Annotated in this window: 17 protein-coding genes and 1 pseudogene; 10 read left to right on the forward strand and 8 right to left on the reverse strand. The window is 35.7% G+C overall.

Features of this window, described 5'->3' with window-relative positions; all coding sequences use genetic code 11:
• Nucleotides 1–328 precede the first annotated feature (328 nt).
• A complete protein-coding gene (locus tag Q1B07_RS23660; RefSeq protein ID WP_299095623.1) occupies nt 329–682 on the reverse strand; it encodes a glyoxalase superfamily protein in 354 nt (117 codons plus the stop codon).
• A 411-nt stretch (nt 683–1,093) separates the two neighbouring features.
• On the opposite strand from Q1B07_RS23660, the gene Q1B07_RS23665 reads away from it, so the two are divergent.
• Complete coding sequence (locus Q1B07_RS23665; protein WP_299095621.1) at nt 1,094–2,344, forward strand: MFS transporter; 1,251 nt, start codon at nt 1,094–1,096, stop codon at nt 2,342–2,344.
• Between the two features lie 81 nt (nt 2,345–2,425).
• On the opposite strand, the pseudogene Q1B07_RS23675 reads toward Q1B07_RS23665, so the two are convergent.
• Together Q1B07_RS23675 and Q1B07_RS23680 are read right to left on the reverse strand one after the other, a co-directional pair.
• Nucleotides 2,426–2,880: pseudogene (locus Q1B07_RS23675) on the reverse strand (DUF3231 family protein).
• A gap of 21 nt (nt 2,881–2,901) precedes the next feature.
• Nucleotides 2,902–3,351, reverse strand: coding sequence for a DUF3231 family protein (locus tag Q1B07_RS23680; RefSeq protein WP_299095619.1), 450 nt, complete (start codon nt 3,349–3,351; stop codon nt 2,902–2,904).
• A 576-nt stretch (nt 3,352–3,927) separates the two neighbouring features.
• Between Q1B07_RS23680 and Q1B07_RS23685 the strand changes: the two genes are divergently transcribed.
• From Q1B07_RS23685 to Q1B07_RS23700, 4 genes are all read left to right on the forward strand, one after another.
• Entirely contained in the window at nt 3,928–4,122 is a 195-nt protein-coding gene (locus Q1B07_RS23685) for a hypothetical protein (RefSeq protein WP_299095616.1), read from the forward strand.
• Nucleotides 4,119–4,472, forward strand: coding sequence for an IS66 family insertion sequence element accessory protein TnpB (tnpB, locus tag Q1B07_RS23690; protein WP_299095884.1), 354 nt, complete (start codon nt 4,119–4,121; stop codon nt 4,470–4,472). The genes Q1B07_RS23685 and tnpB overlap by 4 nt, the downstream gene beginning before the upstream one ends.
• Nucleotides 4,473–4,534: 62 nt before the next feature.
• Nucleotides 4,535–6,085: an IS66 family transposase gene (locus Q1B07_RS23695; protein WP_299833931.1), complete on the forward strand. Its 1,551-nt coding sequence runs from the start codon at nt 4,535–4,537 to the stop codon at nt 6,083–6,085.
• Nucleotides 6,086–6,550: 465 nt separating this feature from the next.
• Nucleotides 6,551–7,558 (forward strand): DUF3231 family protein, encoded by a 1,008-nt coding sequence (locus tag Q1B07_RS23700; RefSeq protein ID WP_299095224.1) that lies wholly within the window; start codon nt 6,551–6,553, stop codon nt 7,556–7,558.
• 395 nt (nt 7,559–7,953) lie between these two features.
• Here the strand turns inward: Q1B07_RS23700 and Q1B07_RS23705 are convergent, their stop codons facing one another.
• Nucleotides 7,954–8,112 carry a DegQ family regulator gene (locus Q1B07_RS23705; RefSeq protein ID WP_299095221.1) on the reverse strand — a complete coding sequence of 53 codons (159 nt, stop codon included), beginning with the start codon at nt 8,110–8,112 and terminating at the stop codon, nt 7,954–7,956.
• 375 nt (nt 8,113–8,487) lie between these two features.
• Between Q1B07_RS23705 and Q1B07_RS23710 the strand changes: the two genes are divergently transcribed.
• Nucleotides 8,488–9,501, forward strand: coding sequence for a DUF3231 family protein (locus Q1B07_RS23710; RefSeq protein ID WP_299095218.1), 1,014 nt, complete (start codon nt 8,488–8,490; stop codon nt 9,499–9,501).
• 393 nt (nt 9,502–9,894) lie between these two features.
• Here the strand turns inward: Q1B07_RS23710 and Q1B07_RS23715 are convergent, their stop codons facing one another.
• Nucleotides 9,895–11,010 (reverse strand): glycoside hydrolase family 88 protein, encoded by a 1,116-nt coding sequence (locus Q1B07_RS23715; protein ID WP_299095215.1) that lies wholly within the window; start codon nt 11,008–11,010, stop codon nt 9,895–9,897.
• Nucleotides 11,011–11,162: 152 nt separating this feature from the next.
• Between Q1B07_RS23715 and Q1B07_RS23720 the strand changes: the two genes are divergently transcribed.
• Nucleotides 11,163–12,002 carry an AraC family transcriptional regulator gene (locus tag Q1B07_RS23720; RefSeq protein WP_299095230.1) on the forward strand — a complete coding sequence of 280 codons (840 nt, stop codon included), beginning with the start codon at nt 11,163–11,165 and terminating at the stop codon, nt 12,000–12,002.
• 165 nt (nt 12,003–12,167) lie between these two features.
• Here Q1B07_RS23720 and Q1B07_RS23725 read toward each other — a convergent pair whose 3' ends face one another.
• The gene (locus tag Q1B07_RS23725) at nt 12,168–12,593 is read right to left on the reverse strand and encodes a hypothetical protein (protein WP_299095228.1); all 426 of its coding nucleotides are present in this window, start codon (nt 12,591–12,593) and stop codon (nt 12,168–12,170) included.
• A 179-nt stretch (nt 12,594–12,772) separates the two neighbouring features.
• Here Q1B07_RS23725 and Q1B07_RS23730 point away from each other — a divergent pair, with 179 nt between their 5' ends.
• The gene (locus tag Q1B07_RS23730; RefSeq protein ID WP_299095212.1) at nt 12,773–13,393 is read left to right on the forward strand and encodes a DUF3298 and DUF4163 domain-containing protein; all 621 of its coding nucleotides are present in this window, start codon (nt 12,773–12,775) and stop codon (nt 13,391–13,393) included.
• 57 nt (nt 13,394–13,450) lie between these two features.
• Nucleotides 13,451–13,588, forward strand: coding sequence for a Na-translocating system protein MpsC family protein (locus Q1B07_RS23735; protein ID WP_366945274.1), 138 nt, complete (start codon nt 13,451–13,453; stop codon nt 13,586–13,588).
• A 137-nt stretch (nt 13,589–13,725) separates the two neighbouring features.
• Here Q1B07_RS23735 and Q1B07_RS23740 read toward each other — a convergent pair whose 3' ends face one another.
• Both Q1B07_RS23740 and Q1B07_RS23745 read right to left on the reverse strand, forming a co-directional pair.
• Nucleotides 13,726–14,139, reverse strand: a complete 414-nt coding sequence (locus tag Q1B07_RS23740; RefSeq protein WP_299095209.1) for an SRPBCC family protein — start codon at nt 14,137–14,139, stop codon at nt 13,726–13,728.
• 242 nt (nt 14,140–14,381) lie between these two features.
• Complete coding sequence (locus Q1B07_RS23745; protein ID WP_299095206.1) at nt 14,382–14,528, reverse strand: BH0509 family protein; 147 nt, start codon at nt 14,526–14,528, stop codon at nt 14,382–14,384.
• A 476-nt stretch (nt 14,529–15,004) separates the two neighbouring features.
• Here Q1B07_RS23745 and Q1B07_RS23750 point away from each other — a divergent pair, with 476 nt between their 5' ends.
• Nucleotides 15,005–15,139, forward strand: coding sequence for a helicase C-terminal domain-containing protein (locus tag Q1B07_RS23750; RefSeq protein WP_299833940.1), 135 nt, complete (start codon nt 15,005–15,007; stop codon nt 15,137–15,139).
• Nucleotides 15,140–15,614 lie beyond the last annotated feature (475 nt).

A 15,614-nucleotide genomic window follows, 5' to 3' on the forward strand; every position in this document is an offset into this window, starting at 1 on the left:
AGGAAAAACAGAAAATGAAAAACTAAGAGAGAACGAGAAAACAAAAGATTGGTGTCCAAAATAAGGGGGCCAAACCGGTATTTTCGATTTTATCAGCGAAATTCAAAATATATCAGCGATTTTTCAATTTTATTGGCGATATTCGAAATATATCAGCGGCCATTCAATTTTATCGGTGAAAATCTGAATTTATCAGCGAATTTCTCATTAAATAGATCCACAAAGTAAAATGGAGGAATCATAAAGAGCCTTTCTGTGCTTTATATACAGAAAGGCTCTTTATCCCTAAGACCTAGAGTTTAAGTTATAAGAGCAAGCACTTCTATTACTACAGAATTTCCTCATAAAAAGTAATCCTGTTAAAGAAAGGATCGGTCACCGTTAGTTCGACTGTATTCCAAGGTGATTTTTCTAAACCAGGGTTTGCATAAGTATACTTTTTTTCTTTTAAGGCAGAATGATATTTTTTTAGATCTGTCATTTTTATTCGAATGGCACTGCCTGGAGAGCAGTCTCCATGATGTTCGGAAAGATGTAAGATCAGTTCATGTAAAGATACTTGGCAATAGACCGGCATGTGTTCTTCGAAACGATGTGCCCAATCAAGCTGAAAGCCTAAATAATCGATGTAAAATTCCTTTGCTTTTTCCAGGTCAAAAATACGAAAAATAGGTGTAATCATTATCATACACTCCTTAAAAAAATGTATTTGCTTCATTATCTACTATTTAATTAAAAACATAAAGAAAATTATGTATACCCGCTTAAATAGAATTGTTATTTATTGACTTTTTTAAACTTCTGCTCTAAAATAATAGTTAATGTTTACATAAAGGAAACGGGATTAGTCTGTCCTTTTTTATAATCTTCATTATGCATAATCGACTAGATGAAGAAAGGCGGAACTGTCTGCCTTTCTTTATTTATGGGCAAAAATGTTTTTTACTCATGAAATAAGGATCATTCTTAATCGTTTACTCAAAATCACAGGCAGGCGTCTGTGATTTTTTTATGAAAGATGAGCGTATTTTTTTTACTGGGGAATTCATACTGTTAGCAAAATGAGAACGAAAAATAAGAAGGACGTGAAAAGATGAACTCAGTAAATGAACATGGATATGAAAATTGGAAAAAGAACATTACACTGTTTTTAAGCAGCCAAACGATTTCGCTTTTTGGTTCAGCATTGGTTCAATATGCGATGATGTGGTATGTCACGCTAAATACACAGTCAGGAATGATGATGACACTCTTTATTATATGCGGCTTCATTCCTACCTTTATATTATCGCCATTTGCTGGAGTGTGGGCTGATCGGTATAACCGAAAAAAACTGATAGCCTTATCAGATGCCTTAATTGCGACAGCAACACTTCTCCTCGCGATTGTGTTTTTAATGGGATATGATGCGGTGTGGCTGCTCTTCCTTATGGCCGCTATTCGTGCTGTCGGTACCGGTATTCAAACACCCGCAGTAGGGGCGATCTTGCCGCAGATTGTACCAAAGGATAAGCTGACGAAAGTTAACGGTATAAACGGAAGTCTGCAAGCAATCAATATGTTTGTTGCACCGATTGTGAGTGCAGCCTTATTATCAATGGCTTCACTTGAGATCATTTTCTTTATCGATGTGGTAACAGCATTAATTGCCATCTTCACATTACTCGGATTTCTAAAAATCGCGCAACATCAGAAAGCAGAGGATGACCAACCAACTACCTATCTCAATGATTTTAAGCTAGGGATAACGTACATTAAAAATAATCATTTTTTAAGACAGTTATTTTTGTTCTTTGGGGTCTTCTTTGTCTTAATGGCACCGGCAGCTTTTTTGACTCCACTTCAAGTAACACGGAGTTTCGGTGACGAAGTTTGGCGGTTAACGGCGATCGAAATTGCCTTCTCCGTTGGGATGATGGCTGGTGGAGGAATCATTGCCTCTTGGGGCGGCTTTAAAAATAAAATTCATACAATGACCTTAGCAAGCCTATTAATGGGGATTTGCACATTTGCACTGGGGGTTGTTCCGATTTTCTCCGTTTATTTAATTTTCATGGCTGTATTCGGTATTACGGCGCCGCTCTTTAATACACCTGCAACCGTTGTACTCCAGGAAAAAGTAGATGAAAACTATTTAGGAAGAATTTTCGGTGTATTAGGGATGATTTCCACATCCATGATGCCAATGGGCATGCTGATTTTCGGACCGATGGCAGATGTGATCAAAGTAGAATGGCTTTTGGTGGGAACGGGGGTATTGCTCTTCATTCTTTCCATTATGTTAGGTGGAAACAGAGTTTTGATGGAGGCTGGTAAGCCAGTAGTAGAGGAACCAGCAAAATAGAAGAAAGTTAGAAATGATAAAAATGGCTCAGAGTATTAAATTCTGTGCCATTTTTATATAGTCAAAGATCCTTTATATTGCTTATTGAACTAACTCATCACGGTCAGGAGCTTTTGGCGGTTCTTCCAACCAATTGTTTTTAATCATAATTTTTGCACCTCCATTTGAAAATTTTCCGATTTCTGCTGTTAACCTTGCGTAATGTGTCGCTATGTCATGTCTTGGACTTGTTGCCATGCTTGTTCATAATACCCCATTCCAATAGAAATTAAAGCAGTTGTTTGAAACATCATTAACTTATCAGAAAATGGTGCAACGGTCGATGTTGTTACTTCTGAATCCCACGTCATTGGTACAGGTAAATCATCTTCACGTAAAATGGAACTGAAAATTTCAACGTGTTTAGCAACAATTTCTTTTCCACAAACCATAAAATTTGCAACGTCTTTTGATTTTGCTACCTGACTAAATCCAATAAGTGTTGCGATTCCTAGTACGTTCCGTTGGATATTATCAAACAATTTAGTAATTTCCAATGATAGTAATGGTCTTCGTTTTCAGAACCACCCTTGAAGGAAATTATTTGATTGGACAAAATGAACTTTGTCTTGTGTAGGAATGTAAGGCGGTCGAATGTAAAGTCCTTTTGAAAGCAAAATGTCATTTGCCATACCATGCCATTCAATAAATTTCTTAAGACGTTCTGAATTATAAGCGTGCATATCCTTTCGTGCAGACAATGCGACTGCAACGCTAAACGCACTAAGACCCAGTTTGCACATTTGTTGAACATACATCAACATATAATTATCATAAAACAAACGTGGAGCAGTTTCGTTCACATCTTCTTCGGTAAATCCTTGAGGAATGAGGTTACCTTCTTCTTGAAATATTGCTGTCAACTTTTGAATGTGTGTTTGAAACAAACGTAAACCATATTCCAAAACTTGGCGAATTTCAGTATTTTCAACGTGATTTAAAAAATATGTTAAAACGCATTTTGCCAAAGTGTCATTCTGAAAAGAAGCCCATATTTGTGAGAGTTCTGCTGATGTTAGCTTGGGCATCATATCATTGTTGGTAAGGACTCCATAGATATTCGTTTTCTGCAGTTGTTAAATTTACATGGTGATTGGTTTCCATATACATACCTCCGATAATTGCTTCTATTGCTGATCTTCATGCTGCTCTGGTAAAAGACAATATCGGTAAATACGATAGATCTCACAATGAAATGCCAGGTTATAGCTGGAAGACATGTTGTGTTTATGATTACAGAAAATATATCAAATGGCAAGGTTCCGTTACACCCTCAAATCCAACTCCAAGGTTAAAAAAAGAAAATGAAATTTTAGAGCATTACTTTGAAAACCCCATCATACATAGGGAAATACATGGGGAAAAAGTATATGTCCCCTTAAATTTAGATAGAGTTTGGAATAGAATATGTTAAATAAAATGCAACCTGGTATTTTGTTAAGACAAAAAGAATCTTGAAAGTAAGCCCGTAATCAAATAACGCATATAAACGAGCAGGCACCTCCGGTACCATAGATGTATCAATCATAGGAGGTGCCATACTTATGCCAACCACAAAATTAACCATTGTCCCCGTGACATTGGATCCTATCCATGATAACCTTCCTTCCGTTGTGCCAAAATCTCAAAGCCATTCCCCAAACTGCATGATTAAAGCAGCTGGTGTTGAAATTTCCTTTTTCAATGGTGTAGATGATCGCATCATCCAAGTCATCATGAGGGAGTTGAGCAATCGATGAAACATGATTTTACAAGCGTTAAAAATATTTATATTATCTGCGGTAAAACGGATATGCGTAAAGGAATTGACGGCCTCGCAACGCTTATTCAAGATTCATTTGAATTGGATCCATACAGCGATTCAATCTTTCTGTTTTCTGGATGGAGCAAGGATCGTTATAAATGTTTGTACTTTGATGGCGATGGCTTCGCCATGCTTTATAAACGATTAGATAACGGCAAGCTTCAATGGCCGAAAGACGAAAATGAAGTGCGAAATCTTTCACAGCAAGAGCTTCGTTGGCTATTAGAAGGACTATCGCTTCAGCAGCCAAAGGCAATTGCGAAATCTGCAAAAGGTGTCTTTTAAACGCCCCATTCTGAATGGTATAATCATCCATAGATGAAACTGAACGGAATGTGGTGAACGATTTGACGAATATTAATCCGAAGCAAGAAGAACAAAATGAACGTATCATTCGATTATTAGAGCAACAACTCGCTCAATCAAATCGACAAATAGAAGCATTAACTGAACAAGTTCGCCAATTAACCAAAGCTTTATATGGTTCTAAATCAGAAAAATCAAAGTATCAAGCACCAGATGGTCAAGGCTCTTTATTTGAAGATGATCCGTCTTTTAGCGATTCTGAGCAGACAGAAGAACAAAGCACGGAAACAATTAGCTATACCGTTGTCCGTAACGTATCGAAGAAAAAGAGAAACGATTCATTTAGCGATGATATTGAAATAGAAGAAGTTCACCATCATCCAACTAACACGCAATGTAATTGTTGTCTTCATCAAATGACAGAAGTAGGTACAACATTAATACGTGAAGAAGCAAAATTCATTCCAGCTACAATGAAGCGTGTGCAACATATCGAGCATGCCTATGAGTGTAAGACGTGCAAAAAAGATACCACTCAAAAAGCACAAATTAAGCGTGGGAAAGCTCCACAAGTAGCCATTCAACGTAGCATTGCTGGACCAACTGTTTTGGCAAAGCTTATCTACGATAAGTTTATTCAGTACTTGCCTCTTTACCGCCAGGTGAAAGAATGGGAACGTTATGGCCTGTTTACCAATGATAAGAACTTATCAAATTGGGTGATTCGTGTAGCTGAAGATTGGCTTCAACCAATTTATGATTTGATGAAGCAAATATTAACAGCCAAATCAGTGCTCCATGTGGACGAAACCTATGCACAAATCATTAAACGTTCCGACGGAAAATCCGGTCAATCAAACGCTTATAACTGGGTATGTCGTAGCGTACCAAGTCAAGGCCCTATTATTGTCCTTTTCAAAAGCGCTTTATCAAGAAGCCGAACTGTATTGGAAGACTTAATCGCAGACTTTAAAGGAACGGTGATTTGCGATGGTTATTCAGCTTATGGTCATTTACCTGACGTGCAATTCGCCAACTGCTGGGCGCATACGAGGCGTTATTGGTTAAAAGCTGATAGTAAAAACGGGCGAATAGGCGTTGATTACTGTGATCGCTTGTATCAGGTTGAGCGTAAAATTAAACACCTTTCACCAGAAGAACGCCAACAAATGAGACAAAAAGAATCGAAGCCCATCGTGGATGAATTTTTCGCTTGGATTGATCGTGCACCGTTCTTCGGTAAAAATGCATTGGCCAAAGCAGCTGAATATACGTTAAGCCGAGCAGATGGATTAAAAGCCTTTCTTAATAATGGGCATTTAGAAATCGATAATAATCCCGCTGAAAATGCGATTCGTCCGAATGTGATTGGTCGTAAGAACTGGCTTTTCTCCGTGAGCGAAGCAGGTGCCAAAGCAAATGCCATCTGTTTAAGCTTGGCCGAAACATCGAAAGCAAACGGCATCGATCTTTATCAATATTTAGTCAAACTACTAACAGAGCTGCCAACTTTACCAATTCACCAGCAGCCTAAACTTTTACAAGACTATCTCCCTTGGTCTGACAAGATCCAAGCTACATGTGCAAAATAGCCAGCTATCCGTAAAAATTTCGAGATAGCTGGCCATTTGTCGTGCGTACCGGAAGGTGCGCTATTTTTTATATTTCGAGCTTACTCTTGAAAAGAGAAATGAATATAAAAATAAAAAATAACTCTTTTTAATCGCTTTATTTCGATATAAGTTTTATTCTAAATAAGTACATAGATGAGATTGCAACTGCTTTGGATTGGAATGATTATAGAATTAACTTCAAACAGGTATTATACCTTCAATGACACCAGCAAATTTTTTTATGTATATAGTATTCATTTGATTTTTGGGAGATCTTGTTCAACAAATCGGGCCATTATTGTTGAGGGATGTGTTTTAGAGTGTCAATAGATAAATATTCAGGTGTTCATTTGAGCAAAATAAAATATCTAGAACCGCCACAAATGGAAGATCGGAACAAATTAATGAAATAATTCACAACCCTTGCGATTGGAGGCGATTAGAATGAAAGAACACCAAACCAAATTGTCTTCTGTAGAAATATCTAGTCTATGGGGGACATACCAGTCTAGCACAATGATCATTTGCGGTGTTAAGTATTTTTTAGAAACGGTTGAAGATGTAGAAATTCAGACTATCTTAGAATATACCTTAGACTATTGTCAAAAACGTATTCAAACCATTACTCAAGCACTAAATATGGAAAACTATCCAATTCCGGTAGGTTTTACGGATCAAGATGTAAACTTGGAAGCGCCAAGACTGTTCTCTGATACAATGATTTTGCTTTATATGCTAAATATGGGAAGGTTTAGTCTTACTGGAGAAAGCATGATGTTTTCCTTATCTGCACGAGATGACGTTGCAGATTTCTACTCTGAGTGTTTATTACAATCAAAAGAACTTGTAAGCAGAGCGAGAAAACTTGCCTTAAAGAAAGGAGTTTTTGTTCGTTACCCTTATCTTTCTACTCCAACGCAGGTAGATTTTGTAAAGGAAAAAAGTTTCTTTAACGGTTGGTTTGGGGATCGTCGCCCACTTTTAGGAACTGAAATTACAAGTCTTGTAAATAATGCAGAAAGAAACGCACTTGGTGAAGCTTTAATTACTGGATTCAGTCAGGTAGCAAGATCTAAAGAAGTTCGTCAATACATGTTAAGGGGTAGAGAAATTGTAGCGAAACACTTAGAGGTTTTTAGCTCTATTCTACATGAAGAACACCTGTCATCAGCAAAAAATATAACTTCAGAAGTAACGGACTCTACCGTAGCTCCTTTTTCTGATAAATTAATGATGTTTCACGTTGCAGGGCTAATAGCTTCCGCCATTGGACAGTACGGTATCAGTGTATCAGCCAGCCCAAGACATGATTTAGCGGTTCATTATGCTCGGTTAGCAGGTGAAATTGCTGGTTATACTAAAGATGGAGCGAACATTATGGTTGATAATGGTTGGATGGAAGAGCCTCCAAAAGCAGCCGACCGTGATGAATTAGTAAAAAGAAAAGGGTAAATGTAATGGAGAAACTCTTTTGGAGTATTGCTTTACCCGGATTTGGACAACTTTTGAATGGTAAATATTTAAAAGGTGGTTTGTTCATTTTTTTAGAGTTTTTGATCAATATTTGAAAATACAGATGATTTAAACCGTTGGTTAAAACAACAAAAAGATTTGCAGATTATAGATATTAAATTTACATCTATGCTTATCATTGATGAATCTGTTATAAGTGATCGTTTCTTAGTAATTTATAAACTTTAACTTAATATTTTAGGATAAAGGGGTAGGTTCCTTTTGGATACCCTACCCCTTTTTTACCGATAATGTCTCATTATGTTAACTAGATTTGTATACAGTATTCATGTGGTATTTTGTGATAGGGAATATAAGAGGAGATTTTTGTGGTTTTAGTTGTAGTCCATTTTGGATACATTTAAAAATGAATATTTGTCATATTTATCTATACTATTATTTATTAAATGAAGTGATTCTATTGTTTCTTTTATTTGTTCTTCAACCTTAACTAAAATTTTGGCCATTTCTTCAATTTTATGAAGATCTATCATTCCTACACATCCTTACAATCTAGCAGCGCTATGGCAAACGACTCATTTGCTCTTACTTAAAATTTTAAATTAATTTAAATTTTTTTCACCGAAAACAATTCAAATTTCATATGCGTGATGACGCAATATACACGAAATAGTCCAATATATTTATTTTTCACAAGAATCAACAATCTAGGATAAAATGAGATATAGAGAGTTGTTAAATCTTAATGTGTTTAATGCCTCAAACATAACAACTTCTTATCGAATATGATTTTGTAAGTAAGTTGATGAAACCATTTCAGTTTGATTTGTTCAATAAATGGGCTCTTATATATTTTCCAATAATGGGCATATTATTTCTTGATGTATATGATATTGGAGGGATGTGCAATGGAAAGTAATAACAGTCATATTAGATTAACTTCTGTTGAAATGGGAAAGCTTTGGGCAACTTATATGGGGAATACTGCGTCAAAATGTGTTCTTAGTTATTATCTTCAACATATCGATGACCAAGATATCAAAAAGGTTGTAGAAAACGCCCTGAATTTAAGCGAGACGCTTTTGGAAAATATTAAAGAAATATTTATTAAAGACAACTTTCCAATACCGATTGGGTTTACAGATAAAGATGTGAACTTAGATGCCCCAAGGCTCTTTTTAGATGAATTTTATCTCCACTACTTGAAATATACGAGTAAAGCAGGGATGAGTATTTATTCAATTGCAATACCGATAATGACAAGAGAAGATATAAGAGAATTTTTTATCAATACCTTAAACTCTACAATAAAATTAATAACTGAAGTAGATGCTTTATTAATGGGAAAGGGATTTTATATAAAACCACCTCAAATTCCAACACCAGAAAAAGTTGATTTTATTAGAAAACAAAATTATTTAAATGGGGTTTTTGGAGATATTAGATCTCTTCATGCATTAGAGATTGCACATTTTTATGATAATATTGAAAATAATGTGACAAGTAGGGGTTTATTAACTGGTTTTAGTCAGGTAGCTTCAACTGAGAAAATTCAAAAGTTTTTGTTAAGAGGAAAGGAAATTACTAATAAACATATAGAGGCCTTTGCACAACAATTACATAAAAATAACTTACCATCTTATCCATTATTTGACGACCTAGTAAGTACTTCAACTTCTTCTCCTTTTTCGGGAAAATTAATGTTATGGCATAAAATAGAAATGTTTTCCATGAGAATTAGATCTTATGCAAATGCAATATCACTTAATGGAAGGCGTGATATTGGTAAAATGTATATGCAGTTTCTAATGGATATTGAACTATATGTAGAGGACGCTGCTAATATTATGATTGACCATGGGTGGATGGAACAACCACCAAAAGCAACTGACCGAGATGAACTTGCGAATGTGGATGGTTAGAAGTAGAAGTAGAATATTAAAATCCACTTTAGAGTATAAGAAAGTTTTATATGGCAAATTCGTAAATAGTGTTATACTCATTTTTAGGATTTGTGAATAAGTAATTTAACAATGTGACTTTACTTTCTTAGAAGTAAAGTCTTATTTTTTTACAATACAGGATAACTATATTAAATAGTAAGAATTAGACTTAGTTTAATAATGCATAGTCCTATTGTCTGGACAAGACATTTTGTGTTATCTACTATGCTTCCGGAGTTTGATGCCAGTTTTTCAAAGAGATGAAACAAACCTTGTGATCGCAGTATTAGCTCAACGGCTTGATCAAATATAGACACCAAAGGAGAAAAAAGAAGCCTAAAAAAGGCTCCTGTTTTGTTCAAAAGATATATCTTATTTTGCCGCCTGACTCATTTCCGCACACATCAGAATAAAAGCTCCAGCTCCGTGAAGATCATTCTCGCTGGTAGGGCGGGCAATATAGTGAGCGTAGTCGCCGATCCCTGTGCCGATACAAATATTGCCGATGAGTACGTTTCCATTTTCATCGAATTTCAACGTATTAATTACTCCCTGGTACCCTTTCCAAGCATACTCCATATATTTTTCGTCTAAATAGCCTAAACGGACAGCTTTGGCAATGGCTTGAACAAACAAGGAAGAACAAGAGTTTTCCAGCCAATTATCGGACAGATGACCTTTGTCAACCACCTGATACCATAAGCCGGTGTCCGGATCTTGATAGTTCGTTAAGGAAACGAGCAAATCCTGAAGGATAGTGACCAGCTTTTTCTTATCTTTATGGTCCTCAGGAAGGTGATCAAACATTTCCAACAACGCCACAGGGTACCAGCCGATTGCTCGTCCCCAGAACTCTGGAGCCAAGCCGGTAACAGGGTCGGCCCAATTTGCTGCTTTCGTTTCATCCCAGCCATGATAAAGCAGGCCGGTGTCAGGATCCTTTGTATGCTTCTCCATAAGGATGGCTTGAAAGGTCATCATATCAAAATAGTCGCTTTCATCGAAAGTCTTTCCGAACTGGACTGCGATCGGCCCGGCCATATATAATCCGTCCAGCCACATTTGATTTGGGTAATGCTCCTTGTGCCAGAACCCTCCTGATGGATTGGTCTTCCATGATTTTAGGAGTGGAACAAGGTTGTACAACGCTTTCTTATACTTTTCATCACCTGTTTGCTCATAAAGGGTATAGAGAAGCACACCCGGCTGTATGTCATCAAGTTCATCTGTTTTGCATTTTGGGACGCTGCCATCTGCGAGAATATGGCTATCCACCCATCGTTTAATATAGTTGAAATATTGATCTTTTTGAGTCAGCCTCCAGACTTTCTCCATGCCAGATAGAAAGACTCCCTGATGATAGTGGAATCGCTCAGGCGGAAGGAGCTCCGGTTCAAATTTTGCCATTAACGTTTCGCATGCTTTCTCAGCCCATTGAATAGGGTTTCGTGTTTCTGTTGATATCTTATTGGTTTCTGAAAGATTCATCTTAAAAAATCCCTCCTATATATATTTAAGATTAGGTTAGCATAAAAATATGTACATTTTTTGCAGAATCAATCAAAAACCTCTTATATCTTGCAGAAAATGAACCAGAGGCATAAAATAAAAGAAAACTGAACTGAGAGGAGGCGAACAGGCTGAAAAGCATTCTATTCCAAAACGCAGAGGAGACATTTACGGTATCACATCGGCAAGCGCTAAGCCACCATATGCCAGCTAATCATTTTCACAGTACGTTCGAAATTTTCTATTTAATCTCTGGGAAACGGGAATTTTTTATAAAGGATCGGACATTAGTGATTAACGAAGGGGATATCGTGATCATTTCGCCTAATATTCTGCATCGGACAACCAATACCGAAATGCCAAAGCATGAGCGGCTTATTGTAAATATTCATGAGAGCTGCATGGCTGCAGGGAATCCTTCTTATAGAAATATCCTTCAACCTTTGTTCGAACAAGAGTACTTTATTGTCAGGTGTCCTCTGCAAGAGCAGATCTTAATCGAAACACTTTCCCAAACAATCATTCAGGAGATTAGGGAGAAAAGACCCGGCTTCGAGATGTATGCGCAGACGCTGGTTCTGCAGCTGCTCATTATTTGCTGCAGGAATATCAAACAAACAAGTATCGAGCCATTAGAATCTCCAAGTCCGATGCATGAAAGAATATCTGAGGTTGTCCGCTATATAAACAATCATTATATGTATGATCTGTCGCTACAATCAGTAGCAGAGGAATTCTACGTAAGTCCCTACTATTTAAGCCGTTTTTTTAAGGAAGTGACAGGCTTTACATTTGTTGAGTACCTCAACAACGTCAGGATCAAGGAAGCGAAGAAGCTTTTGGAGTCTTCTTCCATGAAGGTCAACTTGATTTACAAAAAGGTAGGCTTCGGTAGTGTGACCCATTTTGGCAGGGTGTTTAAGGCAGTTACTGGCTATGCTCCGTTGCATTATAGAAAAAAGGGTAAATAAAAGGTCATGGTTTTTAAAAAAGCGCAAGGTGCTAAGCATTCGGCGACAAGCATAAGGCGAATGCTAAGTACCTTGCACTTTTCTTAATTCACCATAAATTGATCGAATTGTCGTTACTGCTTTGCCATCGTGGGTAATGAATCTAGTGCTCCTAAATTGCATAGCTTATTTATAGGTTTTTAATAGCATCTTATCTAATTCACGTACTTTATCATAGGAATCTAATAAATTTACAGGTACCAATGTTCGCCCATATTCCCAAGCATTCATTTCGATTTCAGCTTTAAGCATTTCTTTTTCTTCTTCGTCTCCATACATGAGAGTTCTTAAATCATGTTTGTTTTTCTTAAAATCCAAATAATAACCAATCACATGATAAAGAATAATTTTAACAAAGTTTTCCTCAGTCTCTCTGAATTTAAAATTACCTATGTAAGCGTTTACTTGAAGATAATTAAATTTGATCGTATTTGTTGATACGTTAAAACTCATAGGTACAGGTAGATTATTGGTAAATTCATAATTAATAGTTAGATTCAGCTCATTTAGTGTTTCTTTAATGATCTTTTCGATATCCCATATATAAAGCATGTTTATGATCACTTTCCTTAAAAGTATTATTTAAAGTTATTCTTGCACAAATTAAGGAGGTGCGTCAATTACTCTCATACCCTTGAAATGAAAATTCTTTGGTTGCATATTTGAACTTTTACTCATTTTTCCTCCTATTAAGAATACAATGGGTAAAAAAATATGAGGATGGATATCAGATGCCCATTACGTTACCAGTTAGTATAAAAACGGTTAAAATCAGCAGCGGTCCGAAAAAAACTGTCGTTTATCCAATAGTTGTCCGAATGCCAAATCAACAGTTGCAAATGTTCATCAATCAAACGATTATTTATCACACCCAGCAGCTGATCAATCAGCAAGTTGGAGATATGCCGGCTACAGTCGAAGAAATGATTGGGGAATATGAAATCAAAAACAACCAACGTCAAGTCTTGAGCTTATCACTCTCAAATTATACTTACCATTCCCATGCTGCCCATGGAATGACGTTTATAAAATCATTAACATTTGATTTACAAAAGGGGAAGCTATGTGAACTTAAAGACTTGTTTAAGCCAGGAAGTGATTATGTCAAAAGACTCTCAGGAATCATCCAAACACAAATCAAGCAACGTGATATCCAAACTCTGAACGAATTTACAACGATAAAACCGAATCAGGATTTTTATATCGCTGATAAAGTCCTTGTCATTTATTTTCAGTTATATGAAATCACTCCATATGCTTTTGGTTTTCCAATGTTTCCAATTTCGGTATATGATATTCAAGATATTATTGACGAAACAGGACCACTGGGAAGGATGGCTGTTAATGATTAGTGCTAGATTGGGGATAAATGGCATTTACGGGATGAAAATATCTATAGAGATCCTTCCTTGAAGAATAAACTTAAGGAAATGATGGATGCAAAAATTGTGAGTATCTTTACAGATATCAATATTGAAATTGATACTGCGATGACAGTTTTTGTTTTTGACAAACCTATTATGGTAGTTAGTGATAGTAAAAATTAAATACATGAAGCCAATCTTTTATGATCTTGTGAGTTTAGTTAGATAAAATAAAAAATGGCGGTATCTGAGGTGATTGAATATTCATAACCACAGATACGCCACTCATTTATTTGATTATGGAGACTTCTAAAAATGATTTATTTGTTTGTTTGCTCTGCGTATTTTTTGAAATTATTTAAAATCGCCTGCCATCCTTGTTGTTGAAACTCAATCGGGTGTTCAGTTTCAGCATCAAACGTTTCAATGACTTCGGTTTTGTTTTCTTGACTTTTAAAGCTGATTTTAACTTTTCTTCCATCATCCATGGTATAAGCAATAACCTCATGTAATTTTACTTCATCATAAATTCCGCCAAAGTCGAAACCAACACTGCCATCTTTGGCTTCCATTCTTGAAACGAATTTCCCGCCTTCTCTTAGATCATTCTCAGCAAATGGCGTATGCCAATCATCTGATGCATTGTTCCATTTTGTAATATGATCTGGATCTGTCCAATACCTCCACACCTTTTCTACTGGTGCTTGAACTGTTGTTTCTACTGTTACTTGCATTTCATTTACCTCCTTAATTAATACCAATATTTTTTAGCGATTTTCCATTCTAGATGTCTGATTTTATTATAAATGGTATTGGAAATTTATACTATTCCAAAATAAATGAGATTTTGATTCCAGGAGGGGATTTATGTTCAATACGATCATTTTATCTGCTAGCATTGTGAAGAAATGTACTAAAAAAGCCTTTGTACTAGGTACAAAAGCTTTGCATTATATATTATATTATTTTTTTAGTTTTACATATAATCGTAAACAGAATCTACAAAATAGAGCCAGTGATAATATTCAATTTGGGAATCTGACATTTCTGCGATTTCTTTTTCATTGAATTTTTGTTTGGCTAATAGCGCCTTCATTTTGGATTCTCTCACTAATTGGCTCATGTTTTTTCCTCCTTCATATTCAGAAGCAACTTATATTGTCATGTTGTAAGCGTTTTATGTAACTTCTTGAAATGATTATATATCTCAAATTGATATTAAACAAATATCAATTTGAGATGATTTTTCAAGAAATAATATAGGATTGTTATTTAAGGCTAGATGCGGGTAAATTGTTTAGAAAAACGTTAAATAATACTGAGCTTTTTGTAAAACTATTACCAAATTGTGCCAACAAGAAAATCCAGTGCTTAAGAAAAGTTTTTCTATTTTTTTGTCTGAGGATGCTATTAAAGAGCAATCGTCAGACCCAAATTTTTAATAATCTATCATTTTGCTACTAAGTCAACTTTATCTTTGTTAATTCTGTATTACCATGTACGATAGAATTAATACTAATCGATTTTAACTATTAGGTGATGACATGCTGCCCGAAATAAAGCTCTCTGTACGTACATTAGTTGAATATGTGTTTCGAAGTGGAAGTATTGATAATCGTTTTAATCAGGTCTGAGACAGATACAGGAGTGATTGTATTAGTTGATGATCGTTATCTTACTAAGAAGTATCAAGGACTTTTACCAGGAGAATGGAGGGACTTTACTAGGATTTAAAGTTCTTGTCTTAATATATGTTAAAGCAATCTGTTCGACCCTGACTACCGGTATTTTTAATAGCAAGTGAGGCAAATAGTCTAATAAAGAATGATAAATTATAAGGATTATCAAAGAAAATGACATTGAAAGATGAAAAAAATGGATAAAGCTGAAAAAGCAAAAGAAAGCATAAAACAAGATCTTGGTTGTAAAATGTCTTCACTTGTTGCTAATTAGAAGTAGCTTTCATTACCGAAAGAAATTCAGAAATCTGTAAGAGAGAAATGTTTGGTGTGGACATTTTTGTGATGTCGTTCAAGTTAAACATTTCACCATGAGTGAAACAAAAATTTGCATTTCTTTGGATGGGAATGTAAACGATGTGGGAATTTAGTGACAAGACGAGTAAAAGATAGATGGTAGTGTCAAAAGTTCTATGAAAAAACAACGTTTTAGTTTTAATTAACACCGAAGTGAACTTGTTGACCGCCGC

It is taken from the genome of uncultured Metabacillus sp., from assembly GCF_947503125.1.
Lineage (GTDB): Bacteria > Bacillota > Bacilli > Bacillales > Bacillaceae > Metabacillus.

Bases quoted from the DNA above. Each gene is read 5' to 3' on its own strand.
- Q1B07_RS23660 (WP_299095623.1), bottom strand. From the start codon at position 682: ATGATTACACCTATTTTTCGTATTTTTGACCTGGAAAAAGCAAAGGAA.
- Q1B07_RS23665 (WP_299095621.1), top strand. From the start codon at position 1,094: ATGAACTCAGTAAATGAACATGGATATGAAAATTGGAAAAAGAACATT.
- Q1B07_RS23685 (WP_299095616.1), top strand. From the start codon at position 3,928: ATGCCAACCACAAAATTAACCATTGTCCCCGTGACATTGGATCCTATC.
- tnpB (WP_299095884.1), top strand. From the start codon at position 4,119: ATGAAACATGATTTTACAAGCGTTAAAAATATTTATATTATCTGCGGT.
- Q1B07_RS23700 (WP_299095224.1), top strand. From the start codon at position 6,551: ATGAAAGAACACCAAACCAAATTGTCTTCTGTAGAAATATCTAGTCTA.
- Q1B07_RS23705 (WP_299095221.1), bottom strand. From the start codon at position 8,112: ATGATAGATCTTCATAAAATTGAAGAAATGGCCAAAATTTTAGTTAAG.
- Q1B07_RS23710 (WP_299095218.1), top strand. From the start codon at position 8,488: ATGGAAAGTAATAACAGTCATATTAGATTAACTTCTGTTGAAATGGGA.
- Q1B07_RS23715 (WP_299095215.1), bottom strand. From the start codon at position 11,010: ATGAATCTTTCAGAAACCAATAAGATATCAACAGAAACACGAAACCCT.
- Q1B07_RS23725 (WP_299095228.1), bottom strand. From the start codon at position 12,593: ATGCTTTATATATGGGATATCGAAAAGATCATTAAAGAAACACTAAAT.
- Q1B07_RS23730 (WP_299095212.1), top strand. From the start codon at position 12,773: ATGCCCATTACGTTACCAGTTAGTATAAAAACGGTTAAAATCAGCAGC.
- Q1B07_RS23740 (WP_299095209.1), bottom strand. From the start codon at position 14,139: ATGCAAGTAACAGTAGAAACAACAGTTCAAGCACCAGTAGAAAAGGTG.
- Q1B07_RS23745 (WP_299095206.1), bottom strand. From the start codon at position 14,528: ATGAGCCAATTAGTGAGAGAATCCAAAATGAAGGCGCTATTAGCCAAA.